Annotated in this window: 25 protein-coding genes and 1 other RNA gene; 21 read left to right on the top strand and 5 right to left on the bottom strand. The window is 46.3% G+C overall.

The annotated features are described in order from the left end of the window. The first annotated feature begins 39 nt into the window (after positions 1-39). The 5 genes from petA to sspB all read left to right on the top strand — a co-directional run bounded on the left by petA (position 40) and on the right by sspB (position 3,867). Positions 40-630, top strand: a complete 591-nt coding sequence (gene petA, locus BCT11_RS16440; RefSeq protein ID WP_038866234.1) for a ubiquinol-cytochrome c reductase iron-sulfur subunit — start codon at positions 40-42, stop codon at positions 628-630. Next, positions 630-1,895, top strand: a complete 1,266-nt coding sequence (locus BCT11_RS16435) for a cytochrome bc complex cytochrome b subunit (protein WP_038866236.1) — start codon at positions 630-632, stop codon at positions 1,893-1,895. Before petA ends, BCT11_RS16435 begins: the two co-directional genes overlap by 1 nt. Then, the gene (locus BCT11_RS16430; RefSeq protein WP_038878240.1) at positions 1,892-2,629 is read left to right on the top strand and encodes a cytochrome c1; all 738 of its coding nucleotides are present in this window, start codon (positions 1,892-1,894) and stop codon (positions 2,627-2,629) included. Before BCT11_RS16435 ends, BCT11_RS16430 begins: the two co-directional genes overlap by 4 nt. A gap of 97 nt (positions 2,630-2,726) precedes the next feature. After that, entirely contained in the window at positions 2,727-3,362 is a 636-nt protein-coding gene (sspA, locus tag BCT11_RS16425; protein WP_102388762.1) for a stringent starvation protein SspA, read from the top strand. Positions 3,363-3,384: 22 nt separating this feature from the next. Then, a complete protein-coding gene (gene sspB / locus BCT11_RS16420; RefSeq protein WP_038866241.1) occupies positions 3,385-3,867 on the top strand; it encodes a ClpXP protease specificity-enhancing factor in 483 nt (160 codons plus the stop codon). A 52-nt stretch (positions 3,868-3,919) separates the two neighbouring features. Here sspB and BCT11_RS16415 read toward each other — a convergent pair whose 3' ends face one another. From BCT11_RS16415 to BCT11_RS16400, 4 genes are read right to left on the bottom strand one after another with little or no spacing between them, the layout of a single operon-like run. Next, positions 3,920-4,594 (bottom strand): BON domain-containing protein, encoded by a 675-nt coding sequence (locus tag BCT11_RS16415; RefSeq protein WP_038866243.1) that lies wholly within the window; start codon positions 4,592-4,594, stop codon positions 3,920-3,922. 22 nt (positions 4,595-4,616) lie between these two features. Next, complete coding sequence (locus BCT11_RS16410; RefSeq protein ID WP_038866245.1) at positions 4,617-5,207, bottom strand: phosphoheptose isomerase; 591 nt, start codon at positions 5,205-5,207, stop codon at positions 4,617-4,619. A gap of 3 nt (positions 5,208-5,210) precedes the next feature. Beyond that, positions 5,211-5,579, bottom strand: coding sequence for a YraN family protein (locus tag BCT11_RS16405; protein ID WP_038878239.1), 369 nt, complete (start codon positions 5,577-5,579; stop codon positions 5,211-5,213). After that, positions 5,566-7,377 carry a penicillin-binding protein activator gene (locus BCT11_RS16400; RefSeq protein WP_039974726.1) on the bottom strand — a complete coding sequence of 604 codons (1,812 nt, stop codon included), beginning with the start codon at positions 7,375-7,377 and terminating at the stop codon, positions 5,566-5,568. The genes BCT11_RS16405 and BCT11_RS16400 overlap by 14 nt, the downstream gene beginning before the upstream one ends. Before the next feature lie 68 nt (positions 7,378-7,445). Here BCT11_RS16400 and rsmI point away from each other — a divergent pair, with 68 nt between their 5' ends. The 16 genes from rsmI (at position 7,446) to lpxC (ending at position 25,994) form a co-directional block, all read left to right on the top strand. Continuing rightward, positions 7,446-8,309, top strand: a complete 864-nt coding sequence (gene rsmI / locus BCT11_RS16395) for a 16S rRNA (cytidine(1402)-2'-O)-methyltransferase (RefSeq protein ID WP_038866251.1) — start codon at positions 7,446-7,448, stop codon at positions 8,307-8,309. A gap of 382 nt (positions 8,310-8,691) precedes the next feature. After that, positions 8,692-9,120, top strand: an RNA gene (gene rnpB / locus BCT11_RS16390) — RNase P RNA component class A. A gap of 176 nt (positions 9,121-9,296) precedes the next feature. After that, a complete protein-coding gene (gene rsmH / locus BCT11_RS16380; RefSeq protein WP_038866252.1) occupies positions 9,297-10,247 on the top strand; it encodes a 16S rRNA (cytosine(1402)-N(4))-methyltransferase RsmH in 951 nt (316 codons plus the stop codon). Between the two features lie 5 nt (positions 10,248-10,252). Next, positions 10,253-10,570: a cell division protein FtsL gene (gene ftsL, locus BCT11_RS16375; RefSeq protein ID WP_038866253.1), complete on the top strand. Its 318-nt coding sequence runs from the start codon at positions 10,253-10,255 to the stop codon at positions 10,568-10,570. Beyond that, positions 10,567-12,378, top strand: a complete 1,812-nt coding sequence (locus BCT11_RS16370; RefSeq protein WP_096030829.1) for a penicillin-binding transpeptidase domain-containing protein — start codon at positions 10,567-10,569, stop codon at positions 12,376-12,378. Before ftsL ends, BCT11_RS16370 begins: the two co-directional genes overlap by 4 nt. A gap of 60 nt (positions 12,379-12,438) precedes the next feature. Further along, positions 12,439-13,920: a UDP-N-acetylmuramoyl-L-alanyl-D-glutamate--2,6-diaminopimelate ligase gene (murE, locus tag BCT11_RS16365; RefSeq protein ID WP_102388761.1), complete on the top strand. Its 1,482-nt coding sequence runs from the start codon at positions 12,439-12,441 to the stop codon at positions 13,918-13,920. Beyond that, complete coding sequence (gene murF, locus BCT11_RS16360) at positions 13,917-15,281, top strand: UDP-N-acetylmuramoyl-tripeptide--D-alanyl-D-alanine ligase (protein WP_039974729.1); 1,365 nt, start codon at positions 13,917-13,919, stop codon at positions 15,279-15,281. Before murE ends, murF begins: the two co-directional genes overlap by 4 nt. Further along, positions 15,281-16,363, top strand: a complete 1,083-nt coding sequence (gene mraY, locus BCT11_RS16355) for a phospho-N-acetylmuramoyl-pentapeptide-transferase (protein ID WP_038866256.1) — start codon at positions 15,281-15,283, stop codon at positions 16,361-16,363. The genes murF and mraY overlap by 1 nt, the downstream gene beginning before the upstream one ends. A gap of 39 nt (positions 16,364-16,402) precedes the next feature. Beyond that, positions 16,403-17,716, top strand: a complete 1,314-nt coding sequence (murD, locus tag BCT11_RS16350) for a UDP-N-acetylmuramoyl-L-alanine--D-glutamate ligase (RefSeq protein WP_102388760.1) — start codon at positions 16,403-16,405, stop codon at positions 17,714-17,716. Positions 17,717-17,734: 18 nt separating this feature from the next. Then, the gene (gene ftsW, locus BCT11_RS16345; protein WP_038866261.1) at positions 17,735-18,931 is read left to right on the top strand and encodes a cell division protein FtsW; all 1,197 of its coding nucleotides are present in this window, start codon (positions 17,735-17,737) and stop codon (positions 18,929-18,931) included. Then, positions 18,918-19,985, top strand: a complete 1,068-nt coding sequence (gene murG, locus BCT11_RS16340; RefSeq protein ID WP_039974732.1) for an undecaprenyldiphospho-muramoylpentapeptide beta-N-acetylglucosaminyltransferase — start codon at positions 18,918-18,920, stop codon at positions 19,983-19,985. Before ftsW ends, murG begins: the two co-directional genes overlap by 14 nt. 22 nt (positions 19,986-20,007) lie before the next feature. Next, the gene (gene murC / locus BCT11_RS16335; RefSeq protein ID WP_038866265.1) at positions 20,008-21,465 is read left to right on the top strand and encodes a UDP-N-acetylmuramate--L-alanine ligase; all 1,458 of its coding nucleotides are present in this window, start codon (positions 20,008-20,010) and stop codon (positions 21,463-21,465) included. Between the two features lie 191 nt (positions 21,466-21,656). Next, positions 21,657-22,442 (top strand): cell division protein FtsQ/DivIB, encoded by a 786-nt coding sequence (locus tag BCT11_RS16330; RefSeq protein ID WP_038866267.1) that lies wholly within the window; start codon positions 21,657-21,659, stop codon positions 22,440-22,442. Beyond that, a complete protein-coding gene (gene ftsA / locus BCT11_RS16325; protein WP_102388759.1) occupies positions 22,435-23,697 on the top strand; it encodes a cell division protein FtsA in 1,263 nt (420 codons plus the stop codon). Before BCT11_RS16330 ends, ftsA begins: the two co-directional genes overlap by 8 nt. A gap of 30 nt (positions 23,698-23,727) precedes the next feature. Further along, a complete protein-coding gene (ftsZ, locus tag BCT11_RS16320) occupies positions 23,728-24,975 on the top strand; it encodes a cell division protein FtsZ (protein ID WP_038866270.1) in 1,248 nt (415 codons plus the stop codon). 101 nt (positions 24,976-25,076) lie between these two features. Then, positions 25,077-25,994: a UDP-3-O-acyl-N-acetylglucosamine deacetylase gene (gene lpxC / locus BCT11_RS16315; protein ID WP_038878223.1), complete on the top strand. Its 918-nt coding sequence runs from the start codon at positions 25,077-25,079 to the stop codon at positions 25,992-25,994. A 103-nt stretch (positions 25,995-26,097) separates the two neighbouring features. Here lpxC and BCT11_RS16310 read toward each other — a convergent pair whose 3' ends face one another. Continuing rightward, positions 26,098-26,556, bottom strand: a complete 459-nt coding sequence (locus BCT11_RS16310) for a DciA family protein (RefSeq protein WP_038866275.1) — start codon at positions 26,554-26,556, stop codon at positions 26,098-26,100. Positions 26,557-26,974: the final 418 nt, after the last annotated feature.

The raw sequence follows: 26,974 nt of genomic DNA, 5'->3' as shown, positions 1-26,974 counted from the left end.
TAATAACGATCCAAAGGGAGCAAATGGGAGAATGTTTGGATGAGCAACGCGCCTTTAAATAACGGTCGCAGGCGTTTTCTAACCGCTACAACGGCAGTTGTTGGTGGCTTAGGGGCAGCTGCCGTCGCCGTTCCTTTTATCAAATCATGGAACCCGAGTGCCAAAGCGAAAGCTGCTGGCGCGCCGGTGGAAGTGGATATCAGTAAAATTGAACCAGGCCAAATGGTCCGTGTTGAGTGGCAGGGTAAGCCTGTATGGGTAGTACGCCGAACTCAAGAAGTGGTCGATAATCTTAAGAGTATTGATGGTCAGCTTCGTGACCCGCAATCAGAAATGGAACAACAACCAGTTTATGCTCAGAACGAGTACCGCTCGATCAAACCTGAGTATTTTGTGGCGGTTGGTTTCTGTACTCACTTGGGCTGTTCACCTACTTACCTACCAGATACGTTCTCAGAACAAGTACAAGGCGTTAAGTCGGGCTTCTTCTGTCCTTGTCATGGTTCTAAGTTTGATATGGCTGGTCGAGTGTTCCAGGGTGTTCCAGCGCCACTGAACTTGGTCGTTCCTAAGCACATGTACTTGAGCGACACCAAGCTCATGATCGGTGTTGATGAGGGAGATGCATAATGCAAGCGATATTAGACTGGGTAGAAAAACGTATTCCAGCGATGAATGCTTATAAAAAGCACTTGTCTGAATACCCAATGCCAAAGAACTTCAACTTTTGGTACCTTTTCGGTTCCTTGGCAATGTTGGTACTTGTTAACCAGATTCTTACCGGTATTTGGCTAACGATGAACTACGTTCCGTCTGGCGATGGCGCGTTTGCTTCTATCGAATACATCATGCGTGATGTTGAGTACGGTTGGCTATTGCGTTACATGCACTCAACTGGCGCTTCGGCGTTCTTTGTCGTTGTGTACCTACACATGTTCCGTGGTCTGATCTACGGTTCTTACCAAAAGCCTCGTGAGCTACTGTGGATCTTCGGTATGTTGATCTTCTTGGTTCTAATGGCAGAAGCGTTCATGGGTTATCTACTACCATGGGGTCAGATGTCATATTGGGGTGCCCAAGTAATCATTTCTCTATTTGGTGCGATTCCTGTTATTGGCGACGACCTAACGCTTTGGATCCGTGGTGACTACATCATCTCAGGTGCAACACTAAACCGTTTCTTCGCACTACACGTAATTGCACTACCTATCGTTCTGCTTCTTCTTGTTGTGCTACACGTACTGGCCCTGCACGAAGTCGGCTCTAACAACCCTGATGGTATCGAAACGAAGCTACCAAAAGGCTCTATGGGTGACGATTACAATACGCAATTTAAGTTCCACGAATACTACACGAAGAAATACGACATCATCGACTCAATTCCTTTCCATCCATACGGTACGGTTAAGGACCTTGTTGGTGTTGCTGGCTTCTTGTTCTTCTTCTGTTATGTATTGTTCTTCAACCCAGAAATGGGTGGGTACTTCCTTGAGCCGCCTAACTTTGAGGCAGCAAACCCATTGAAGACACCTGAGCACATTGCTCCGGTATGGTACTTCACACCGTTTTACGCAATCTTGCGTGCGGTTCCAGACAAACTGTTGGGTGTAATCCTAATGGGCGCGTCTATTGTGGTGCTGTTTGTTCTTCCTTGGCTGGATCGCTGTAAAGTACGTTCGTACCGTTACCGTAGTAAGATCCATCTATTTAATATTATTCAATTCACTATCGCCTTTATTGCTCTGGGTATTTTGGGTGCATTGCCGGCAACGCCGTTGTACACGATTCTGTCTCAGATCTTTAGCTTGTGTTACTTCATGTTCTTTGTATTGCTGTTCTTCTACAGCAAAAATGAAGCAACCAAACCATTACCAGAGAGGGTGACATTCAAATGAAGAAGTGGATTGTAATTCTATTTGCTATGCTGCCGTCTCTTGTTATGGCAGCGGGTGCCAACGTTCCGTTAGATAAGGCGAACGTGGACTTAACGGATAAGGCTTCGCTGCAAAATGGCGCGAAACTATTCATGAACTACTGTTTTGCTTGTCACTCAACGCAATACCAGCGTTACGAGCGTGTTGCGACAGACTTGGATATTCCGATTGATCTAATGAAAGAAAACCTGATCTTCGATCCAGAAGCAAAGGTTGGTGATCTAATGGTAAATGCAATGCCTGCGAAGCAAGCGGCTGACTGGTTTGGTGCTCCGCCACCAGACTTAACTTTGGTTGCTCGAGTTCGTGGTGCAGATTGGCTATACACTTACCTGCGTTCTTTCTATGTTGACCCATCTCGTCCATTTGGGGTGAACAACATTGTATTCCCAAGTGTTGGTATGCCGCATGTGCTTGAAGAGCTTCAAGGTATTCCTATGCCAGTTTACGGCACTAAAATCGTAGATGGTGAAGAAGTACAAGTCGTTGTTGGCACACAAACCAGCGGTACTGGTGAGCTAAGTTCTGGCGAATACGACAAAGCAGTCGGCGACCTCGTGAACTTCTTGGTGTACTCCGGTGACCCTGTTCAACTAGAACGTCATGCAATTGGCTGGTGGGTAATGGGCTTCCTAGTTCTATTAACTATCGTTGTCGTGTTGCTCAAGAAAGAGTATTGGCGTGATGTGCATTAATTGTGCTATCATACCGTGCTAATTCCCAATTTTAATTGACGAATAATGGAGGCTAGCGCCTCCATTATTTTTATTTGTAAGTGTACTGGAGGGCTCCATGGCTGTAGCTGCCAATAAACGTTCTGTGATGACTCTTTTCTCGAGTGCATCAGATTTGTATAGCCATCAGGTTCGCATCGTACTAGCTGAAAAAGGCGTAAGCGTTGAAGTTGAGCTTGTAGATGAAGCAAACCTTCCTGCTGAGCTTGTAGAGTTAAACCCATACAGATCAGTGCCAACTCTTGTTGACCGTGAGCTAGCTCTTTACGATTCAAAAATCATCATGGAGTACCTGGACGAGCGTTTCCCTCATCCACCTCTAATGCCTGTTTACCCAGTAGCTCGTGGTAACAGCCGTTTGATGATGTACCGTATCGAACGTAACTGGTACTCACTCGCTGAAAAAGTGGTTAAGGGTAACGCGGAAGAATCAGAAAAAGCGCGTACTAAACTACGTAATGATCTTCTGACTCTAGCGCCTATCTTTGCTGAGTACGAATACTTCATGAGTGAAGAGTTCAGCCTAATCGATTGTTACCTAGCACCACTATTGTGGCGTCTACCTCAACTAGGTATTGATCTTGTTGGCCCTGGCTCAAAAGAAATCAAGGTTTACATGAACCGCGTGTTTGAACGTGATTCATTCCTAGCTTCTCTAACAGAAGCTGAACGTGAAATGCGCCTAGTTCGCTAATTAACGGTTCAGTTTACTTGTTATGGATATTGCTAAAATGACTGCTCGCCGTCCGTATATGCTTCGTGCATTTTACGATTGGCTAGTAGACAACGACTTAACTCCGCACTTGGTTGTAGATGCAACTATGCCAGGTGTGCGTGTACCAGTTGAGTTTATTCAAGATGGTCAAATCATCTTGAATATTGCTCCACGTGCTGTTGGTCATCTAGAGTTGGGTAATGATGCGATTACCTTTCAAGCCCGCTTTAGTGGTCGCCCGCATTCCGTTATCGTGCCAGTGTATGCTGTTCAAGCTATCTATGCTCGCGAGAATGGCGCTGGGACTATGTTTGAGCCTGAAGAAGCTTACACTCACATCGAAGAAGAAGGGATTGTTGAGGAAGATGTATCTCCAACGTTCTCTACCGTAAGCGATGAGCCTTCTGAGGCTGCGGAAACCGAATCGGAAGAGGAAGAAACGCCTCGCCCGAAAGGCAGACCAAGCTTAAGAGTTATCAAATAAAAAAAGCAGCGTTTACGCTGCTTTTTTCTTTTCATTTATCTACGCTGCAACACTAATTCACGTCAGTTTCTTCTATCGGCGTTGCTTTTGTTGTGGTATTCAAGTCACTGACTTCAGCTTCTTGGCTTTTCACCACTTCGGACTCTTCCACTTCGAGTGGTTTTTCATCGCCGTATTGGAACCCTTTAATGACTTGTTTTACTCCAGAAATGTTTCGTGCGATATCAGTTGCTTTCTGACTTTGCTCAGGTGTCACGTAACCAAATAAGAATACGTCGCTGTCTTCGGTAATGACTTTTACTTTCACACCGTTTAGATCGCTGTCAGTCAACAAGGCGGATTTTACTTTTGTGGTAATCCAACTGTCGTTGCTGATTTGAGTTACGCTCAGTGGCTCTTTCTGTTTAATTTGATTATGGATGTTCTCAACGCCATCAACTTCACGTGCTCGATTTTCAAACTCATTGATGAGCTCTTGAGTCGGTGCTTGTCCCATTAGAACAACCGTTCCGTTGTATGCGCTAGCGACGATACGAGCCTTGCCTTTGAAGGGGGCTTTGTTACCGATGGCCGCAACTTCGAATTCGATGTTGTTGTCTTGCCAAATCTCTTTGGTGGTTCGCGTATCAGTGACGATATTGGCAGTTGTCGCTGCCCCGGCAATAAATAAACCTGCACAACCACTCATACTGAGTGCTGCACATAAAATGACAAGACTACGTATCATAATTCTAAACTCTCAATCTGGATTATTCTTCGTGAGCTGGGAAAAGCACTTGGTCGATTAGATCGCACAGGCAGTGAAGTGTCACCATATGAACTTCATGAATGCGCGCTGTACGGTGGGATGGAATACGAATTTCAACGTCGTGCTCACCCAGTAGACCAGCCATTTCACCACCATCTTTACCCGTAAAAGCAATGATCGTCATGTCGCGAGTTACTGCGGCTTCCATTGCTTTAATGACGTTTTTGCTGTTGCCACTGGTTGAGATCGCCAACAAGATATCGCCCGGTTGACCAAATGCGCGTACTTGCTTAGAGAATATCTCTTGGTAGTGGTAATCGTTCGCTACAGCAGTCAATGTTGTGTTGTCTGCTGTTAAAGCCATTGCTGGAAGGCTAGGGCGTTCAGTTTCGAATCGGTTCAAAAGGCAAGAGACAAACTGTTGCGAGTTCGAAGCACTGCCACCGTTGCCACAGCATAGGATCTTGTTGCCATTGAGCAGGCTCGACACCATTGCTTGAGCGGCGTGAGTGATGGCATCTGGCAGCGCTTCTGCTGCCGCAATTTGAATTTGAATACTTTCTGTAAAACTGTCTTTAATGCTGTCTAGCATCGTTTATCCTTCAGAGATTGCATTTTGTATCCAGTTAATGTCTCTACCACTGTCGTGAATGGCGACCACATCAAACCGATAATCTATATTTTGTGCCATACGTTTTTGCTGGCTTAGCCAAATTTGGGCTGTTTTGACTAGTTTACGCATTTTTGCGCGAGTGACCATCTCTGCTGCTGAGCCAAAGCGATCATTATTACGATATTTGACCTCAACAAAGACGATAGTTTCACCTTGTTGGAAGATTAAATCAATTTCGCCGACTTTGGTCAGAAAGTTTTGAGCTATAAAGCGTAAACCCTGACGCTGCAAATATTGCTTCGCCAGGGTTTCGTATTGATCACCGATTTGTCGCTTGCTAAAGAGCCCCACGCTCGGCCCAGTCTAGCTCGCGTTGCACAACACAGTTGTTGTCAATGCTAAGTACACCTGTTTGGCCGCTTACTGAGTAACCCGGCAGAAGCTTCATCTGTGGTAACTCACCAATGAGCTTATAGGCGTCCATACCAAGTGCTTCTAAACGTTTTTCCATGTTGGATTGATCTGACCATAACTCGTTCATTTCTGCCATAACGGTAGGGTCAGGGTTGATCAACATTGGAATGTCACTGTAAGCCACACCAGATAGATCTTCATACGTTGCACCACCACTGTTACTGCGTGAATTTGAGAACAGTTTTGGCGGCTTCGCATCTGGGTTAATCGCTACTTCAATAAAGGGCTTAATCAGTGTTAGCTCAGAGCTTCGTGCGACAATGTAAACCGCATCGACATCACGACGACTGCGTGGTGGGCTCTCTAAAGAAATACGCATCAGTGACTGCATTTGGGCTATACGCTGCTGGCTCTCTTGTAGACCGAATACATTGTTAATGTTCTTCTGTAACTGACGTTTATCGCCAAAGTAGCTCGAAGCCACTTTATTTGAGCTGTACTTGCGCCACTCTTCATTGAAGGCTTCAACCACACGCTGACCGTAGGCGCCATTCGGAGCCAAGATCATTGGGAATTGGTAGCCCTGATTGAAAAGGTACTTCGCCGCTTGTGCGACTTCTTGCTCTGGAGACAGTGCTAGGTAACACATGTCTGTTCCTGGTTGAACTTCCTCTGGGATGTTCAATGCCAGTGCTGGGATCTTCACACCAGTTTCTGAGCCATCTAGTGTTGCTTGCAGTTTCTCAACGTTTTCTTTCTGTAGTGGTCCCACAACAAAGTCGATATTCTCATTGATTAAGCGCTGTTTGATTTGGTCTGCACTGTACGCGTGAGTATCAATTACGGTTAACGTTGCACTTGGGTCGCGTACATCATCATTCATCATTGCGAAGATGAAACCATCACGGATCAACTGAGCTTGCGGTGCAAATTTACCGGTTAGTGGTAACAACAGCGCCGTATTGTTTGGTTTCACAATATCCAGCGACAAGATATTTTGGATTTCTGCTGGCGTATAAACCGCAGCTGGGTGTGATGGATTTTCGTCTAACCAGCGCTCTAAGGTGTTTTGTAATTGAGGTAAGTTACTTGAAAGTGTTTTGGCGTAGATAGCTAATTGCAGCCACCCGTCCAGCACATCTTCATTTGGCGCTGTTTGCAATGACGTTAATTCGTTTTCAGAATAGCTGCCAAAATTCATCCAAATTCGGCTAGAGATCTCACGTTGTTCTGCGGATGAAGCATATTGACCTTGAGCTACGAGCTGACGGTTTGCTTCGAACGGTTGGTTCAGACTTTGATAAGCGTCAGCACGCAATTGGTAGTAGTCTTTCCACTGCTCACTTGGCAGCTTCCACCATGATTGGAAGTTCAACGTTTGCAGCAATTGAGAGTAATTGCCTTGCTTTTGTTGTATGGTCGCTCGAGCCAGTTGCCATTCAGCTTGTTGAACTTCGGTCAATTGCTGGCGGCCAAGTCGCTTGATAAGCAACTCTGCTTGATCCAATTCGTTGGCTTGAATCGCCGCTTTTGCAGCCATGATCAACCAGTCGTTTTGTAGGCTACCTTCCGTGCTATCAGCTTGAATCATGTAGTTCTGAGCAGACTGTGTAGGCTCTAGTGTAATGTCTACGCTATCTGGTTGGCGCGGGCCTGAAGAACAGGCGGCGAGCGTAATTGCCAGTGCAACAGGAGTGAGTAAGCGTGGTACACTGAGTCTCTTATGGTTCATCATTGCCGTGAGTTCTCTATAATTTTGTACAAAATTGTCTCTATATTAATCGTTGAAGTGATCGTAAACAAATGACAGATAAAAATAAGTTGCCGAATGAGGGGCCAACTCTCTACATCGTACCGACTCCAATCGGAAATTTAGCGGATATCACTCAACGTGCTATCGAAGTTCTGTCGAATGTGGACATCATTGCCGCTGAGGATACTCGACATACGGGCAAATTACTGTCTCACTTCAATATCCAAACCAAAACTTTCGCGCTACACGATCATAACGAGCAGCAAAAAGCGCAAGTTTTGGTTGAAAAGCTACTATCAGGTCAGTCAATCGCTTTGGTGTCTGACGCTGGTACGCCGCTAATAAGCGATCCAGGATACCACTTGGTAACAAAATGTCGTCAAGCGGGCGTTAGAGTTGTGCCTCTTCCTGGTGCGTGTGCGGTCATCACTGCGTTAAGTGCGTCTGGTTTGCCATCGGATCGTTTTAGCTTTGAAGGCTTTCTACCACCGAAAAGCAAAGGCCGTAAAGACAAGTTCTTAGAAATTGCGTCAGTAGAACGCACTTGTATCTTTTATGAATCACCGCATCGCATTTTAGACTCTCTACAAGACATGTTAGACGTTCTTGGCCCAGAACGAGAAGTCGTGTTAGCTCGTGAGTTAACGAAAACCTTTGAAACTATTCAGGGAATGCCACTTGGCGAACTGATTGAATGGGTGAAAAGTGACGGAAACCAACAACGTGGTGAGATGGTACTCCTTATTCACGGTCACCGTGATTCAAGCGAAGAATCGCTACCAGACGAAGCGACCCGCACTTTGGCTATTCTGACAAAAGAACTGCCGTTAAAGAAAGCTGCAGCATTAGCCGCAGAAATCTACAGCCTGAAAAAGAACGCACTTTATAAGTGGGGCTTAGAGAATCTGAACTAGAAGTCCGTAGAGCGTTGGCGCTTCGGTAGTTTCCTTTAAGCGCCGTTAGTTTTCAGAGTTATCTAGATAAGATTAAGAAGGGGAGTCGTTAACGCGACTCTCCTTTTGTTGTTTATGAGTGGAGGAGTTTTTAATCTTACATAGACAGGGGTAAGAAGTGCGTTGTTAATGTAACTGTGCATTTATTTTCCCACTTTAACTTTCAAGGCCATCCTTCGGAGCATCATGATCTCGAGTTCCAAACCTTAGTGCTCCATTTTTCTTTCTCTCGGAGCGAAGCGTTTCCATTCGCTGCTGTCTTTTTGAGCACTTAACCCGCCGTTTTCAGCAATTCTGTGATCTCACTAGACTCTGAGTAGATAACTCTATACAATCCGCCCTCGGAGCTGACTGGGTAGTCGCTGCTTTGTTGATGTCCTTCGGGAGACTGACGTTGAGGTCCCTTTGGGAGACTGACGTTGACGTCCTTCGGGAGACTGACAAAGGGGAGGAAAGTCCGGGCTTCATAGAGCAAGGTGCCAGGTAACGCCTGGGGGGCGCAAGCCTACGACAAGTGCAGCAGAGAGAAGACCGCCGATGGCCTTAGGGCACAGGTAAGGGTGAAAGGGTGCGGTAAGAGCGCACCGGACGACTAGTAATAGTTCGTAGCAGGGTAAACTCCACCTGAAGCAAGACCAAATAGGCCTCCACATTGCGTTGCTCGCGTAAGGAGGCGGGTAGGTTGCTCGAGCCAGTGAGTGATTGCTGGCCTAGACGAATGGCTACCGCCGCGCAAGCGGAACAGAACCCGGCTTATGTGTCGGCTCCACCTATTCGAGACCCATCACTACTTCGGTAGTGATGGGTTTTTTGCATTTTATTGACGCAAACTATGTCATTACCAATAAACTTGGCGCTGAATCACGTCTAACTTTAGACTTGAGGTGGCGATGATGTGGGAAATCAGTACACTAAAGAATCGCTTCAAGATCATTCAACGAGAAAGCTATGACCGAAACATTTCAACATATCTCAGTGTTATTAAATGAATCCATTGATGGCTTGGCTATCAAACCCGATGGTATCTATATCGATGGAACATTTGGCCGTGGCGGTCACAGCCGAACTATCTTGTCCAAATTAGGCGAAAACGGCCGCTTGTACAGCATCGATCGCGACCCTCAAGCGATTGCTGAAGCAGGCAAAATTGACGATCCTCGTTTTACTATCATCCATGGCCCATTTTCAGGCATGGCACAGTATGCAGAAGAGTACGATCTTGTGGGTAAAGTCGATGGTGTATTACTAGACCTTGGCGTTTCTTCTCCACAGCTTGATGATGCTGAACGTGGCTTTAGCTTTATGAAAGATGGCCCGTTAGATATGCGTATGGACCCGACTTCTGGCGTTCCAGTTTCACAATGGTTGATGGAAGCTGATCTTGATGATATCACTTGGGTGATTCGTGAGTTTGGTGAAGACAAACATGCACGTCGCATTGCCAAAGCTATCGTGGCATACCGCGAAGACGAAGAAAACGAGCCGATGGTTCGCACTGGTCAGCTAGCGAAGCTGATTTCGGACGCCGCACCAAAGAGCTTCAAAGAGAAAAAACACCCAGCAACCCGTGCTTTTCAGGCTTTTCGCATTTACATCAATAGTGAATTAGAAGAAATTGATACTGCACTAAAAGGCGCGGCAAGCATTTTGGCTCCAGAAGGTCGCCTATCGGTCATCAGCTTCCATTCGTTGGAAGACCGCATGGTGAAACGCTTTATCCGTAAAGAGAGCAAAGGCCCAGAAGTGCCACATGGCATCCCAATGACGGAAGAACAAATCCGAGCATTGGGCAGTGCAAACATGAAAGCGGTGAGCAAGGCGATTAAGCCAACGAAGCAAGAAATCGAACTCAACCCTCGCTCTCGTAGTTCAGTACTAAGAATTGCAGAAAAGCTTTAATTATTATGACGAAAACCACTCCTAATCTTGCTAAGTTGATTGCGACGGATTTGATTTCCGTTGGTCGCTGGTCGTTATTGTTGATGATTTTAATATTCTCATCGGCAATGGGAGTGGTCTTTGCCACCCATCATGCGCGTCAAGCGATCACTGAAAAAGATCATACATTGGTTGAGCGAGAGCGATTGGATAGCGAATGGCGCAACCTAATGTTGGAAGAAACAGCCCTCGCGGAACACAGTCGCGTTCAAGACTTGGCAAAGAAGGATCTTGAAATGAAACGACCAGATGGCGATAAAGAAGTGGTTATCACGCTAAAATGATTGGAAAGAAAGCCAAATCGAAACAAGGAAATTCGCGCAAGCCAGCAGCCAAAGAAAAGAAAGTGGTTGCTGCAAAGTCGCAACCCACCAAAGAAGCAAAAGAACCTCAAGAAACAGACGTTGTTGAACCCGAATCCTTTTTGATTCGCTGGCGCTTTCAGTTACTGCTGTTTTTCGTCTTTTGTGCATTTGCCCTACTCGTTGGGCGCGTTGCCTACATTCAAATCATCGAGCCTGATAACCTTATCAAGCAAGGTGACCTTCGTTCAGTCCGTGTTAAAGCCATTCCTTCTGCGCGCGGTATCATCTCTGATCGTAATGGCGAACCTCTTGCCGTTAGTGTTCCTGTTGAGGCTGTATGGGCCGATCCAAAAACCATCTTCAAAGAGGGCGCGCTACAGCAAACCAAAAGTTGGTATGCATTAGCTGACGTTCTTGGTTTGGACCGACAAGGTCTGATCAATAAGATCAAGAAAAATGAAAAGCGTCGCTTTATCTACCTTCAGCGTCAGGTAAGCCCTGCGATGGCTAACTACATTCGTGAACTCAAACTACCTGGTGTAGGTTTGAAATCTGAATCTCGTCGTTACTATCCTGCAGGTGAGGTTAGTGCTCACTTAGTCGGTGTTACGGGGATTGATGGTCATGGTCTAGAAGGTGTAGAGCGAAGCTATGATGAATGGTTAACTGGTGCTGCAGGCAAGAAAACCATTCGTAAAGACCGCTATGGCCGTGTTGTTGAGAATATTGCTCTTGAAGAGAAACAAGAAGGTAAACCGCTACAACTGACTATTGATCAGCGAATTCAAGCTGTTGCTTATCGCGCAATTAAACAAGCGGTTGCTGACCATCGCGCAACATCTGGTTCTGTAGTGGTGCTTGATGTAAAAACGGGCGCTGTGTTGGCGATGGTGAACGCGCCATCTTATAACCCAAATAATCGTAGCGATTGGCAAAGTTACAAAATGCGTAACCGAGTAATCACCGACTCTTTAGAGCCGGGCTCTACAATTAAGCCATTCGTTGTTTTAGCCGCCTTAGAAAATGAGGTCGCAGATAAAGACACCATCGTAGATACTGGAAACGGTATTCTTCAATTGGGTGGCAGCCGTGTTCGTGATGCACCAAAGGTAGGAAAAGCGAGCTTAACGACCATCTTGAAGAAATCGAGTAATATCGGTGTGACCAAGTTAGCTATGCGTATGCCAGTAGAAGCATTGCTTGGTTTATACAGTTCTGTTGGTTTGGGAGAACTTTCTGGCTTGAACTTAGTCGGTGAAGTTGTGGGTATTTTTCCGAGTCGCTCGCGTTGGTCGCCAATTGAACGCGCCACCATCGCCTTTGGTTACGGTTTATCGGTGACCCCAATTCAGTTAGCGCATGCTTACGCAACCTTGGGTAACTTAGGTAAATATGAGCCGATTCATATTATCGAAAGTAACGACAACGATATGGCTCGCCAAGTTGTTAGCCAAAAAAATGCACGCCTTGTACTCGATATGCTGGAAACGGTAACGCAAAAAGGCGGTTCAGCCCGTCGTGCTGCGGTTCCGGGCTATCGAGTTGGTGCCAAAACGGGTACGGCTCGAAAAGCAACCGCTGGTGGCTATAGTGATGAGTACATCAACTACACGGCCGGTGTTGCTCCTGTGAGTGATCCAAGACTTGCATTGGTTGTTGTAGTTAATGAACCGCAAGGTGATGACTACTATGGCGGTTCAGTTGCTTCGCCAGTCTTTTCTGAAATCATGAAAGGCGCGCTGCAAATTCTGAATGTTGCCCCTGACGAAAACAAATTCCAACAGTAGGCTTCGATGTTTACTGAGAAACAAAATCTAGAAAGCTGAGCTAAAGCTCGGAGAACAAATATGACCAAAGCCATCAGTATGGACGCGCTGCTTTCCAATTGGGTTGATTGCCCAAGTTTGTCGTCCGTTCTTGTCTCTGAACTGGAACTCGATAGTAGACGAGTTCAGTCCGGCACTACTTTTGTTGCCATCATTGGCCATGCTGTCGATGGACGTGATTTTATCGCGAAGGCCATCCAGCAAGGTGCTAACGCGGCGATCGCTCAAGCCTGTGAGCGAAAAGCACACGGTACGATTGAGATTGTTGATAATGTTCCAGTGATTTACCTCGATGCACTGGATAAGTGCCTTTCTCAAATCGCAGGTCAGTTCTACCATTATCCCAATATGGAGCTGATTGGTGTCACTGGCACCAACGGCAAAACCACCATCACTCAGCTTATTGCCCAATGGATTGATTTGGTCGGTTCCAAAGCGGCGGTAATGGGGACAACAGGGAATGGCTTTCTAGATGATCTGCAAGAAGCCGCAAACACCACAGGCAACGCAGTTGAAATCCAAAAGACCCTATCCTCGCTCGCCGAGCAAAAAGCACAATACACTGCGCTTGAAGTTTCCTCTCATGGTCTGATTCAAGGTCGTGTTAAAGCATTGTCTTTTACCGCTGGTGTGTTCACCAATCTGAGCCGTGATCACTTGGATTATCATGGCACGATGGAAGAATATGCAAAGGCGAAGCTGATGCTGTTTACCACTCACCAATGCGAGCATGCGATCATCAATGTCGATGATACAGTGGGAGCTGCGTGGGCGAAGCAATTATCGAATGCCATAGCTGTTTCACTCAAGCCGAATTCAGAATTCCTACAATCCGTATTTGCTACTGACATTGTTTACGCAGAGTCAGGCATTATGATTGAGTTTGATGGCAAGTTTGGTGAAGGAATACTTCATGCGCCGCTGATTGGCGAGTTCAATGCAGCGAACCTGATGTTGGCATTCACAACGTTACTTAGTCTCGGTTTTAGCAAGCAAGATTTGCTGGCAACGGCAGGCCAATTACAGCCTGTTCTTGGACGTATGGAACTCTTCCAAGCTGACGACAAGGCAAAAGTCGTGGTGGATTACGCCCACACGCCTGACGCGCTAGAAAAAGCGCTGCAAGCATTGCGTGTGCATTGCCAGGGTGAGCTTTGGGCTATTTTCGGCTGTGGTGGTGACCGTGATGCTGGTAAGCGCCCAATGATGGCGGAAATCGCTGAGCGTTTGGGTGACAAGATAGTGCTTACCGATGATAACCCTCGCATTGAAGACCCTGTGCTGATCATGAAAGACATGCTGGCCGGCCTAACAAAACCTGCTGAGGCGATTGTGCAGCATGACCGTTTTAAAGCGCTGTCTTACGCACTGGAACATGCTTCTCCGCAAGACATTATCCTTCTGGCAGGTAAAGGTCATGAGGACTACCAAATTCTAAACTCTGGAACCATCCATTACTCTGACCGCGAGTCAGCCATGACGCTATTGGGGCTTTCATCATGATCACAGTAACGCTTTCTCAAGTCGCGGATATGACTGGCGGTGAACTGGTTGGCAATGACCTATTTATTGAATCTGTTTCTACCGACACTCGAGCGATCGAACAGGGTGCTCTTTTTGTTGCTTTGGTTGGAGAGCGTTTTGATGCTCACGATTTCTGCCAACAAGCGGTGGAGTCAGGGGCGGGTGCACTGTTAGTGCAAAAGCAACTTAATGTGAATGTCCCTCAAGTTGTTGTTACCGATACTAAGATAGCGTTAGGTGAAGTCGCATCTTGGGTACACAATTCGTGTCAAACACCGACAGTGGCGATTACAGGCAGTTGTGGCAAAACTACAGTAAAAGAGATGGTTGCAAGTATCCTGCAGTTGAAAGGCAAAGTGCTGTTTACCGCGGGCAACTTCAACAATGACATTGGTGTTCCGCTTACGTTATTGAGATCGCAACAAGACGATGATTACGCTGTGATTGAGCTTGGGGCCAACCATATTGGTGAGATCGAATACACGACTCAACTGGTTCATCCTAACATTGCGTTAGTCAACAACGTAGCCGCCGCTCACTTAGAGGGATTTGGTTCGATTGATGGCGTAAAACAGGCTAAAGGCGAGATTTATCAGGGATTGCCTGCGGGCGGTGTTGCGATTGTGAACCTCGATAGCAATGGTGGTGAGAAGTGGAACCATGTTCTTGCCGATAAGCAAGTCATCACATTTTCTCAAACGAACACAGATGCTGACTTTTATGCAACAAATGTTGTAATGAACGCCGCCGGCGAAGCAAGCTTTAACCTACATCTCGCAATAGACTCACAAGAAATTGAACTGTCTCTGGGTATTATAGGTCAACACAACGTTGCGAACGCGATTGCGGCTTCTATCATTGCGTTACAAATGGGCGCGACGTTAGAAGAAGTTCGTGATGGCCTTAAACATTTAAACAAAGTGAAAGGTCGAGTCGAAGTTGAGGAACTCAGCGATAAAATCAAGCTAATTGATGACAGCTATAACGCGAGTGTTCCAGCGATGAAGGCCGCGGTGGACTTGCTTAGTGCATTCCAAGGTGAGCGTTGGTTGATTTTAGGCAATATGGCGGAGTTGGGTGAGGAAAGTCTTGCACTTCATCGTCAAGTCGGGGAACATGCTGCCCCACAAAAATTTGAACACGTTCTCACGTATGGTGCAGACACGAAGGTCATTAGCGAACTTTGTGATGGCATCCATTTCGAGACACATCCAGAGATGATTGACTACATCAAGCAGCATCTAGACCAAACCGCACCTCAACACCATACAATGTTGGTGAAAGGAGCGAACGGTGCTCGTATGTTTGAAGTCGCTGCTGCTTTGAAGGAGTATTATTAATGATTATTTGGCTTGCCGAGCTGCTACAGCCATACCTGTCTTTTTTCCGATTGTTTGAATACCTGTCGTTTCGAGCAATCCTTAGTGTACTTACTGCTTTAGGTCTGTCTTTATGGATGGGGCCTATCATGATCAAGCGTCTACAGATGCTACAAATTGGTCAGGTTGTTCGTAACGAAGGTCCAGAGTCTCACTTTAGCAAGCGTGGTACCCCTACAATGGGGGGGATCATGATTTTGGCTGCTATTTCAATCACTATTCTTTTATGGACTGATTTATCGAACCCATACGTGTGGGCGGTGCTGACGGTACTGCTTGGTTATGGGGCGATTGGTTTTGTTGATGATTATCGTAAAGTCGTTCGTAAGAATACCGACGGCCTGATTGCTCGTTGGAAGTACTTTTGGCAGTCGCTGATTGCATTTGTCGTGGCGTTTGCGTTGTACGCTTACGGCAAAGATACCGCAGCTACTCAACTTGTTGTGCCATTCTTTAAAGACATCATGCCGCAACTTGGCTTGATGTACATTATCCTCACTTACTTCGTTATTGTGGGTACTAGTAATGCGGTAAACCTAACCGATGGCCTAGACGGCTTGGCTATCATGCCAACGGTTCTGGTTGCGGCTGGCTTTGCTGTGATTGCTTGGGCAACAGGTAACATTAACTTCTCTGAATACCTTCATATTCCATACCTCCCACACGCTTCTGAGCTGGTTGTCGTTTGTACTGCAATCGTTGGTGCGGGCCTTGGTTTCTTGTGGTTCAACACTTACCCAGCACAAGTATTCATGGGCGATGTTGGTTCACTTGCTCTAGGTGGCGCGCTTGGTACTATCGCTGTACTGGTTCGTCAAGAGTTGGTACTGGTGATCATGGGTGGTGTGTTTGTAATGGAAACGCTATCGGTAATTCTACAGGTAGGTTCTTATAAACTACGTGGTCAGCGTATTTTCCGTATGGCACCGATTCACCATCACTACGAATTAAAAGGTTGGCCAGAGCCTCGCGTAATCGTGCGCTTCTGGATTATTTCTATGGTTCTTGTTCTGATTGGTCTAGCGACTCTGAAAGTGCGTTAATCGCACTTTCCAAGAACAAGACAAATTGCGTGATCAAATATGGAACGTTGGCAAAACATACATAAGGTCGTCGTCGTAGGGCTCGGTATTACCGGGCTCTCTGTCGTTAAACACCTCACAAAAACTCAACCGCAACTGACGATCAAAGTCATTGATACGCGCACTAACCCTCCGGGGGCTGAGCGTTTGTCAGAGCAGGTAGAACTCCACAGCGGTGGCTGGAATACCGAATGGCTTGCAGAAGCTGACTTAGTCGTGACTAACCCAGGCATCGCCTTAGCGACACCAGAAATACAATCGGTTCTTGCGAAAGGAAAGCCAGTTGTTGGTGATATCGAGCTCTTCGCGTGGGCAGTCGATAAACCTGTTATTGCGATTACCGGTTCTAATGGTAAAAGCACGGTAACAGACCTAACAGGCGTGTTAGCAAAAGCTGCCGGGTTAACGGTCGGTGTTGGTGGCAATATCGGGGTTCCTGCTCTCGATTTGCTAGAGCAAGACGCAGATTTGTATGTACTTGAACTATCTAGCTTCCAACTAGAAACCACATCAAGCTTGAAGCTTAAAGCGGCTGCGTTTCTAAACCTTTCGGAAGACCACATGGATCGTTATGACGGCATGGCGGACTACCGACAAGCTAAGCTGCGCATTTTTAATAACGCAGAACTGGCATTGGTTAACCGTGATGATCGAGAAACCTTCCCTGAGACTGAAATACCGTTGGTGACGTTTGGTAGTGATGAACAAGCATACGGCCTTGAAGTTGACGGTAACCGTACTTGGCTGCTTGATCATGGTCAGCGCGTGATTGCCAGTGATGAATTGAAGTTGGTTGGTAAGCACAATCTGGCTAACGCTCTCGTCGTACTTGCTCTGCTTAAAGCGGCGGATGTGGATTATCACAAATCCTTGAATGCACTGAAAACTTACACTGGTTTGACACATCGATGCCAAGTGGTTGCGGATAATCATGGTGTAAAATGGGTGAATGACTCCAAAGCAACTAATATTGCGAGCACTATGGCTGCGCTTTCTGGCTTAGAATCAATGGGTAAATTGTATTTGTTGGTTGGTGGTGTTGGTAAAGGCGCAGATTTCACACCATTAAAGCCGATCTTAGCGACGCTTAACTTGCAGCTTTGCTGCTTTGGCAAAGATGGCGATGATTTTATGCCACTGCATGAATCCGCAACTCGTTTCGACACCATGGAAGATGTGATTCAACAGATATCTTCGCAGTTAAATACGGGCGATATGGTGATGCTATCTCCGGCATGTGCTAGCTTTGATCAATTCGACAACTTTATGGCAAGGGGTGACGCATTTGCGGCTCTTGCTGAGAAATATGCATAATTAAAGGTCACACACTTCGTGGGTTTAGGTAACGTTAAACGCAGCATTGGCACTTGGCTTAAGCATCCTGCTCCAGAGGCGCTCTTTGACCGTCAACTCGTATGGATTGCACTGGGTTTGATGTTAACCGGTTTGGTGATGGTGACATCAGCATCATTTCCAATAAGCTCACGTCTGACGGATCAGCCATTTCACTTTATGTTCCGTCATGCCACTTTCTTGGTGCTGGCGATTGGTGTGTCTGCCGTCATTCTTCAAATCCCACTAGAACAATGGTTTAAGCGAAGCCATTACTTATTGTGGATCTCGTTTGGTTTACTCATCATCGTATTATTGGCTGGTAAGTCGGTAAACGGTGCATCGCGTTGGATCCCGCTGGGACTGTTTAACTTGCAACCGGCCGAAGTCGCGAAGCTCTCGCTATTTGTCTTCATGTCCGGTTATCTGGTGCGTAAGCAAGACGAAGTTCGCCAAACCTTCTTTGGCGGTTTCATGAAGCCCATCATGGTGTTTGCCTTCTTCGCCGTGTTGCTTCTAGGGCAGCCCGATCTAGGTACCGTGGTTGTAATGCTGGTGACACTGTTTGGCATGCTGTTCATTGCTGGAGCCAAGCTGACTCAGTTTTTAGCGCTCATGATTGCTGGTATTGCTGCCGTGGTTGGCTTGATTTTGGTCGAGCCATACCGTATTCGTCGTGTTACCTCGTTTCTCGACCCTTGGGAAGACCCATTTGGTAGCGGCTATCAGTTGACTCAATCTCTCATGGCGTTTGGTCGTGGTGAATGGTTTGGGCAAGGCTTAGGCAACTCGATTCAAAAACTGGAATATCTTCCAGAAGCGCACACCGACTTCGTGTTTGCGGTACTGGCTGAAGAGCTGGGTTTTGTTGGCGTCGTGTTAGTGCTAATGCTGATTTTCAGTTTGGTGCTAAAAGCAGTTTATATCGGCAAACGTGCTTTTGAAGAAGGCGAAATGTTTGGCGGTTACCTCGCATTTGGTATTGGTATTTGGTTTGCTTTCCAAACGCTGGTTAATGTTGGCGCAGCGGCCGGTATCGTTCCAACCAAAGGTCTTACTCTGCCGCTGATCAGTTATGGTGGTTCGAGTTTAATCATTATGTCTGTAGCGGTGTCTATATTGCTGCGTATCGATCATGAATGCCGTTTGAAGCACGGCCAGAAAGAACTAGAAAAACAAATTGATGAAGAAAAATAAACGTTTGATGGTGATGGCTGGTGGTACTGGCGGTCACGTGTTCCCAGGTTTAGCGGTTGCAAAACAACTGCAGGAGCAAGGCTGGGAGATCCGCTGGTTAGGTACTGCGGATAGAATGGAGGCGGATTTAGTGCCGAAACATGGCATTGAAATCGACTTTATCAAAGTAAAAGGTCTACGAGGTCAAGGCGTTAAGCGTCTTCTTGTGGCACCATTTCAGATTATTAATGCCATCAAGCAGGCTCGTGCTCACATGAAACGCTGGCAGCCAGATGCCGTGCTTGGTATGGGTGGTTACGTGAGTGGTCCTGGTGGTATTGCTGCTTGGATGAGTGGTATTCCTGTTGTCCTGCATGAACAAAATGCTGTCGCGGGTTTAACTAACCAATGGCTGTCGAAAATTGCCAAAAAGGTATTTCAAGCCTTTCCTGGTGCTTTTCCAAAAGCAGAAGTCGTTGGCAACCCAGTTCGTGAAGACGTGACTCAATTGGAAGCGCCAACTGAGCGGATGCAAGAGCGACAAGGTCCGATTCGGATTTTGGTGATGGGAGGAAGCCAAGGCGCACGAATTCTTAACCAAACTCTGCCAGAAGTGATGGCTAAATTGGGCGAAGATTACTGTATTCGTCATCAAGCGGGTAAAGGTGCTGCTGAAGAAGTGAATACAGCGTACCAAGCCAATGGTGTTGTGAATGCAGAAGTAACCGAATTCATCGACGATGTAGCAAATGCTTATGCATGGGCTGACCTTTTGGTTTGTCGTTCAGGTGCACTCACTGTTTCTGAAGTTTCAGCGGCCGGTGTTGGTGCCATTTTTGTGCCGTTTATGCATAAAGACCGCCAGCAAGCATTGAATGCAGACCACTTGGTGGATTGCGGTGCGGCTAAGATGATTGAACAACCAGATTTAACCGTTGAGTCATTGACTCAACAGATCCAACAATTGGATCGACAAGCTTTACTTACAATGGCTGAGCAAGCACGCAGTGCAGCAAAGTTAGATGCGGATAAAACAGTCGCACAAGCCATTGTCGCTTTGACCGAAAAGCGTTAACGAATTATTGAGAATAGAATTGATGACAATCCAACATACACAAGACTTAGCTCAGATTCGCGCAATGGTGCCAGAGATGCGCCGCGTGAAATCCATCCACTTCATCGGTATTGGTGGTGCGGGCATGAGCGGCATTGCAGAAGTGCTGTTGAACGAAGGCTACCAAATCACGGGTTCTGATTTATCAGAGAACCCAGTGACGGAGCGTTTAGTATCAAAAGGTGCAACCGTGTTTATCGGTCACCAAGCCAGCAATGTGGAAAAAGCCAGTGTGGTTGTGGTTTCAACAGCGATCAACGAAGAAAACCCAGAAGTCATCGCGGCTCGCGAATTACGTATTCCAATTGTACGCCGTGCAGAGATGCTTGCCGAGCTAATGCGATTCCGTCATGGTATTGCCGTTGCAGGCACGCACGGTAAAACGACGACGACTGCGTTAGTGACACAAATCTATTCTGAAGCAGGTTTAGATCCAACGTTTGTTAACGGTGGTCTAGTTAAGAGTGCTGGCACTAACGCGCGTCTAGGTTCTAGCCGAATTTTGATTGCAGAAGCGGACGAGAGTGATGCGTCATTTCTGCATCTACAACCTATGGTGAGCATCGTCACGAACATCGAAGCAGACCATATGGATACGTACGGCGGCGATTTTGAAACTTTGAAGCAAACCTTCATCGACTTCCTTCATAATTTACCGTTTTACGGTCAAGCGATCGTGTGTATAGATGATCCTGTGATTCGCGAGCTGATTCCACGTATTAGCCGCCAAGTGATCACTTACGGTTTTTCTGAAGATGCCGATGTACGTATCGAGAACTACCACCAAGAAGGCCAGCAAGGCAAGTTCACCGTGGTTCGTGAAGGGCGTGCGAATCTGGATATCACACTAAATATCCCAGGTCGCCACAATGCACTCAATGCGTCAGCCGCGATTGCCGTAGCGACAGAAGACGACATCACTGATGAAGCTATCTTAAAAGCAATGGCGGGAACCCAAGGTACAGGTCGTCGTTTTGATCATTTAGGCGAGTTTGATACTGGAAACGGCCATGCAATGCTTGTTGATGACTACGGTCACCACCCAACAGAAGTGGATGTGACGATCAATGCAGCGCGCGCCGGTTGGCAAGACAAGCGTCTTGTTATGATCTTCCAGCCACATCGTTACAGTCGAACTCGTGACCTTTACGATGATTTTGCTAACGTGCTGGAGCAAGTTGATGTACTGATCATGCTCGATGTCTATGCGGCGGGTGAAAAACCTATCGCTGGCGCTGATGGTCGTGCTTTATGCCGAACGATTCGTAGTCGTGGGAAGGTAGATCCAATTTTTGTGCCTGAAATAGAGCAATTACCGTCAGTTTTAGCTAACGTTATACAAGACGGCGACCTGATCTTAACTCAAGGTGCCGGTGATGTTGGTAAAGTCGCTAAGCAATTGGCAACGCTTGAGTTGAACATAAATAATATGCTCGGGTAATCACGAAAATTGACGCAAAGCACAGAGAAAGACATAGATCTCGATTTTGCGTCAAGATCGTTGTGATTTATCGCTATCAGTGTTTGATAGTTTACAAGAGCTCAGTATAATCCCAAGGTTAAAGTCAATACTTTTGCCGATGTGTACTCACACGGTGAAAAGTACAAGACAAAAGTCAGGAAGCAAAGACGTTGTTGAATATTGCACTGAATGAAGAGCGACTTAACACGGAGACTAACCGTGGTCGCCAAGAGAAAATCTTGGGTGTGCTATTTTTCGTTGTCGTCGTGACCTTAATCAGTTCTGTTTTGTACTCAGCGATCAGTTGGATGTGGGATGACCAAAGGTTACCTCTCTCCAAAATCGTGCTTCAAGGAAAACTAGAGTACGTCACCGCAGACGATGTTCAAGCAGCGTTTAGCAAGATTGATCATATCGGCACGTTTATGTCGCAAGACATCGATGTGTTGCAGCAAAGTGTGGAAGCCTTACCTTGGGTCGCGCATGCCGCGATCCGTAAGCAATGGCCAGACACGGTAAAAGTATTTTTGACAGAACATCGCCCTGTCGCCATCTGGAATGGCATCGAGCTGTTAGATAACAACGGTTTGGTATTTGAAGGCGATGTCGGCCTGCTAAAGGAAGAGAAAGTTAAGTTATATGGACCCAATGCAACTGGGCCGGAAGTCTTGCAAACCTACCGCGAACTCCGACCTAAGTTCCAACAATTGGGTTTGGCTATATCGTCTCTGGTTTTAAATGAGCGACGAGCTTGGCAAATCATCCTTGATAACGGTATTCGACTAGAGCTTGGTAAAGAGTCTCTGGATGAGCGAATAGAGCGCTTTTTCTCGCTTTATAACAAGCTTGGCAGTGACACTCAAAGAATCAGTTATATCGATCTTCGATACGATACGGGAGCCGCGGTTGGTTGGTTTCCTGAACATGAGTTAGAACAAGAGAGTACAGATGACTAAGGCCGCTGATGACAACATTATTGTTGGTCTGGATATAGGCACTGCAACCGTATCAGCTCTAGTGGGCGAGATTCTACCTGATGGCCAAATAAATATTATTGGTGCTGGTAGCAGCCCCTCACGTGGCATGGATAAAGGCGGCGTGAATGATTTGGAGTCGGTTGTAAAATCAGTACAACGCGCAATTGATCAAGCTGAGCTAATGGCGGAATGCCAAATCAGCCGAGTATTCATTTCGTTGTCTGGTAAACATATCGCAAGCCGAATTGAAAAAGGCATGGGCACGATTTCTGATGAAGAAGTGTCTCAAGAAGATATGGATCGTGCTATCCATACAGCCAAATCGATTAAAATCGGTGATGAACAACGAATCCTTCATGTGATTCCACAAGAGTTCACCATCGACTACCAAGAGGGCATCAAAAACCCACTTGGTTTATCTGGAGTGAGAATGGAAGTAAGCGTCCATTTGATCTCATGCCATAATGATATGGCACGCAATATTATTAAGGCCGTAGAACGTTGTGGTCTTAAAGTAGAGCAACTTGTGTTTTCTGGGCTTGCTGCGAGTAATGCAGTAATTACCGAGGACGAAAGAGAGCTTGGGGTTTGTGTGGTGGATATCGGTGCCGGCACGATGGATGTTTCTATCTGGACCGGTGGTGCGTTGCGTCACACAGAAGTATTTTCTTACGCAGGAAATGCGGTAACTAGCGATATTGCTTTTGCTTTTGGTACGCCAGTGAGCGATGCTGAAGAAATCAAAGTCAAATATGGCTGCGCCTTGAGTGAACTGGTCAGTAAGGATGACACGGTTAACGTCCCAAGCGTAGGTGGTCGACCTTCACGTAGTCTGCAACGTCAGACTTTGTCAGAAGTCATTGAACCACGCTACTCTGAGCTGATGGGATTAGTTAACCAAACTATCGACTCTGTACAAGCGAAATTGCGCGAAGAAGGCATTAAACACCATCTTGCTGCGGGTGTAGTTCTCACCGGCGGTGCTGCGCAAATCGAAGGAGTGGTAGAATGTGCGGAACGCGTATTCCGCAACCAAGTAAGGGTCGGCAAACCGCTCGAAGTCAGCGGATTAACTGACTATGTAAAAGAGCCGTACCATTCTACGGCAGTTGGATTACTTCATTACGCGAGAGACATGCAGTCTAGCGACGATAGCGATTATAATGAACCTAATCGCTCATCTGTTACTGGCTTCTTCGGTAAATTGCGTAATTGGATACAAAAAGAGTTTTAACCTGAGTTGCAGGATAAACGGAGACAACACATGTTTGAACCGATGATGGAAATGTCTGACGATGCAGTAATCAAGGTCGTTGGAGTTGGTGGCGGCGGTGGTAACGCTGTTGAACACATGGTGCGTGAATCCATCGAAGGTGTGGAATTCATCAGCGTCAACACTGATGCGCAAGCACTTCGTAAGACAAGCGTTGGCAATGTTATTCAGATCGGTGGTGATATCACTAAAGGTCTGGGGGCAGGTGCGAATCCACAGGTTGGCCGTGAGGCAGCTCTCGAAGACAGAGATAGACTTAAAGATTCCCTAACTGGTGCCGATATGGTGTTTATCGCAGCAGGTATGGGTGGTGGTACAGGTACTGGTGCAGCTCCTGTTATCGCAGAAGTCGCTAAAGAGCTTGGCATTCTGACTGTTGCGGTAGTAACAAAACCGTTCAGCTTTGAAGGCAAAAAGCGTTTGGCATTTGCAGAGCAAGGTATCGATGAGCTTTCTAAGCATGTTGATTCTTTGATTACGATTCCAAACGAAAAGCTACTTAAAGTACTTGGTCGTGGTGTTACGCTACTTGAAGCATTTGCGAGTGCGAACGACGTTCTTAAAAACGCTGTTCAAGGTATCGCAGAGCTAATCACTCGTCCTGGCATGATCAACGTCGACTTTGCAGACGTACGTACTGTGATGTCGGAAATGGGTCACGCAATGATGGGTAGCGGCATCGCGAAAGGCGAAGACCGTGCTGAAGAAGCGGCAGAGATGGCAATTTCTAGCCCACTTCTAGAAGATATCGATCTAGCGGGTGCTCGTGGTGTTCTTGTTAACATTACGGCTGGTCTGGACATGCGTCTTGACGAGTTTGAGACCGTAGGTAACACAGTGAAAGCATTTGCTTCTGACAATGCAACAGTGGTTATCGGTACATCTCTAGACCCTGATATGACGGACGAAATCCGCGTAACTGTTGTTGCAACAGGTATTGGTAATGAGAAGAAACCAGATATCACGCTAGTTGCGGGTGGCAAAGCGAAAGTGGCTCCGACTCAGGCAGCTCCTCAAGCTCAACCACAGCAGCAAACTGCGGCACCGCAAGCTGAAGAGAAACCGGCACAAACTTTGCAAACTTCACCAGTGCAAGAGAAGCCACAGGTAACTCCTCAGCCGACAAATACCGTTTCTTCTCCAGCTTCTTCTGCAAGCCAAAGTTCGGCGGCACCGAAGCAAGAGAAAGAAAGTGGTTACTTAGATATTCCGGCATTTTTGCGTCGTCAGGCTGATTAATCTTTAACCCGTAAATTTGACATAGCTCAAAATTATGGTAGCATTCACGGTCGACGTTACAGACGGCCGTGTTTTGTAGCATATTTTAGAGAGGCAAGCAGATGATCAGACAACGTACTCTGAAAGAAATAGTGAAAACAACTGGTGTGGGTCTCCACTCTGGTCGTAAAGTCACACTTACTCTGCGCCCAGCTGCTGCAAACACAGGTATCATTTACCGTCGTACCGATGTAAATCCACCTGTAGATTTTCCAGCTGATCCGGCATCTGTACGTGACACTATGCTTTGTACGGCATTAGTGAACGACGAAGGTATTCGTATTTCAACTGTTGAACACTTGAATGCGGCACTCGCTGGTATGGGTATTGACAACATCGTAGTTGAAGTTGACGCACCTGAAATCCCTATTATGGATGGCAGTGCAAGCCCATTCGTATACTTGCTACAACAAGCAGGTATCGAGATGCAAAATGTACCTAAGCGCTTTATTCGTATTAAAAAACCAGTTCGTTTTGAAGATGGCGATAAGTGGGCAGAATTTGTGCCATTTAACGGCTTCCGCATGGACTTCGAGATTGACTTTAACCACCCTGCGATTGAATCAGACGAGCAGCGCCTTATGTTTGATTTCTCGTCTCAAGGTTTCGTTCGCGAAATTTCTCGTGCACGTACGTTTGGTTTTATGCGTGACATCGAATACCTGCAATCTCAGAACCTTGTTCTAGGTGGTAGCTTTGATAATGCAATTGTTTTGGATGACTACCGTATTCTTAATGAAGAAGGTCTTCGTTTTGAAAACGAGTTTGTGACTCACAAAGTGTTGGATGCCATTGGTGACCTTTACATGTGTGGTCATGCAATTATTGGTGAATTCCGCGCTTATAAATCAGGTCACGGTCTGAATAACCAACTTCTGCGTGCTGTTCTTGCTGATCAAGAAGCATGGGAATGGACAACATTCGAAGAAGAAGTCGGTTCACCAGTTGCATTTGCAGAACCAAACATGGTGCTTGCGTAATCAACGCTGACGCAAAATAGATTAAAAAAACCAGGCCGCCGCCTGGTTTTTTACTATCTGAGCTTTGAACAGTGAGGTCACTGTTCTTTCTTCGCTCTACTTATCACTTGTCTTTCTTCTTTTCTGCCATTTCCGCAAGACGTTTTAAACGCTCTTGAATCTTTGGTGGCGCCATATCTGCGATGATCATTAATGAATTTGCTGCAGCTTCAGTAAGAGGTGGACGCTTTGGTCTGTCATCGTGCTCGAAACGATTCCGGTATAGTGATGGGTTGATTCGAACTTCCACACTCATCAGCTTTGCATAGCCTTGAGTTCGAAGCTTATTTAGGATCATTAAACGATCGTAATCGATCTTCATCTTTAGTGAAGCGCTGGCCACATCAATGAGCAAATGACCGTTACGTACGTTAGCCACTCGGCAATGATCTGCCGTACCCTTAGGTAGGATCTCTTGCAGCGCCTGATTAAGTTGCAGGATGTCTCCCGCATGTTCTTGTATCTTTTTGAACTGGGATTCGGCAATAAGATCGTCTGTTGAGGTAGGGCGATGATCACGCATAGGTAAAATCTAATTTTGTTGAGATATGGGTATTCTAGAGCAGCTTTCTGCTTAGGTATAGTTTACATTATGGCCTTTATCTTCAGCTCGCCCATAAATTTTTGATATAGCATGGCGAGACGGATTGTTTTGATAATGCCGATTGAGCAGCGATATGTATGTGTAATACTGGCGAATCCGTCATCAGTTTGGTTAAAAACTTACGAGTGCTTCAAACAAATACGTCTATTTATGGTTGTATCGATGAAAAATCCTTACACTAAGCCACATTGATTCAAAATTAAGCCTTGAAATATGGACGTTTGAACTCAATATCTTTGATAAATGATTTATCTCAGTATTCTTAGTTCTAAACTGGCAGAGACTGAAGGCATTACGAGTAGATCGGGAACGGTCTGATAAAAGAGAGATTCACGAA

The sequence above is a fragment of the Vibrio sp. 10N.222.52.B12 genome (genome assembly GCF_002875385.1).
In the GTDB taxonomy this organism is placed as follows: Bacteria; Pseudomonadota; Gammaproteobacteria; order Enterobacterales; family Vibrionaceae; genus Vibrio; species Vibrio jasicida.
Note: the sequence above shows the minus strand (reverse complement) of the source record. Positions and strands in the feature narration are given on the sequence as shown.

Bases quoted from the DNA above. Each gene is read 5' to 3' on its own strand.
- petA (WP_038866234.1), top strand. From the start codon at position 40: ATGAGCAACGCGCCTTTAAATAACGGTCGCAGGCGTTTTCTAACCGCT.
- BCT11_RS16435 (WP_038866236.1), top strand. From the start codon at position 630: ATGCAAGCGATATTAGACTGGGTAGAAAAACGTATTCCAGCGATGAAT.
- BCT11_RS16430 (WP_038878240.1), top strand. From the start codon at position 1,892: ATGAAGAAGTGGATTGTAATTCTATTTGCTATGCTGCCGTCTCTTGTT.
- sspA (WP_102388762.1), top strand. From the start codon at position 2,727: ATGGCTGTAGCTGCCAATAAACGTTCTGTGATGACTCTTTTCTCGAGT.
- sspB (WP_038866241.1), top strand. From the start codon at position 3,385: ATGGATATTGCTAAAATGACTGCTCGCCGTCCGTATATGCTTCGTGCA.
- BCT11_RS16415 (WP_038866243.1), bottom strand. From the start codon at position 4,594: ATGATACGTAGTCTTGTCATTTTATGTGCAGCACTCAGTATGAGTGGT.
- BCT11_RS16410 (WP_038866245.1), bottom strand. From the start codon at position 5,207: ATGCTAGACAGCATTAAAGACAGTTTTACAGAAAGTATTCAAATTCAA.
- BCT11_RS16400 (WP_039974726.1), bottom strand. From the start codon at position 7,377: ATGATGAACCATAAGAGACTCAGTGTACCACGCTTACTCACTCCTGTT.
- rsmI (WP_038866251.1), top strand. From the start codon at position 7,446: ATGACAGATAAAAATAAGTTGCCGAATGAGGGGCCAACTCTCTACATC.
- rsmH (WP_038866252.1), top strand. From the start codon at position 9,297: ATGACCGAAACATTTCAACATATCTCAGTGTTATTAAATGAATCCATT.
- ftsL (WP_038866253.1), top strand. From the start codon at position 10,253: ATGACGAAAACCACTCCTAATCTTGCTAAGTTGATTGCGACGGATTTG.
- BCT11_RS16370 (WP_096030829.1), top strand. From the start codon at position 10,567: ATGATTGGAAAGAAAGCCAAATCGAAACAAGGAAATTCGCGCAAGCCA.
- murE (WP_102388761.1), top strand. From the start codon at position 12,439: ATGACCAAAGCCATCAGTATGGACGCGCTGCTTTCCAATTGGGTTGAT.
- murF (WP_039974729.1), top strand. From the start codon at position 13,917: ATGATCACAGTAACGCTTTCTCAAGTCGCGGATATGACTGGCGGTGAA.
- mraY (WP_038866256.1), top strand. From the start codon at position 15,281: ATGATTATTTGGCTTGCCGAGCTGCTACAGCCATACCTGTCTTTTTTC.
- murD (WP_102388760.1), top strand. From the start codon at position 16,403: ATGGAACGTTGGCAAAACATACATAAGGTCGTCGTCGTAGGGCTCGGT.
- murG (WP_039974732.1), top strand. From the start codon at position 18,918: ATGAAGAAAAATAAACGTTTGATGGTGATGGCTGGTGGTACTGGCGGT.
- murC (WP_038866265.1), top strand. From the start codon at position 20,008: ATGACAATCCAACATACACAAGACTTAGCTCAGATTCGCGCAATGGTG.
- ftsA (WP_102388759.1), top strand. From the start codon at position 22,435: ATGACTAAGGCCGCTGATGACAACATTATTGTTGGTCTGGATATAGGC.
- ftsZ (WP_038866270.1), top strand. From the start codon at position 23,728: ATGTTTGAACCGATGATGGAAATGTCTGACGATGCAGTAATCAAGGTC.
- lpxC (WP_038878223.1), top strand. From the start codon at position 25,077: ATGATCAGACAACGTACTCTGAAAGAAATAGTGAAAACAACTGGTGTG.
- BCT11_RS16310 (WP_038866275.1), bottom strand. From the start codon at position 26,556: ATGCGTGATCATCGCCCTACCTCAACAGACGATCTTATTGCCGAATCC.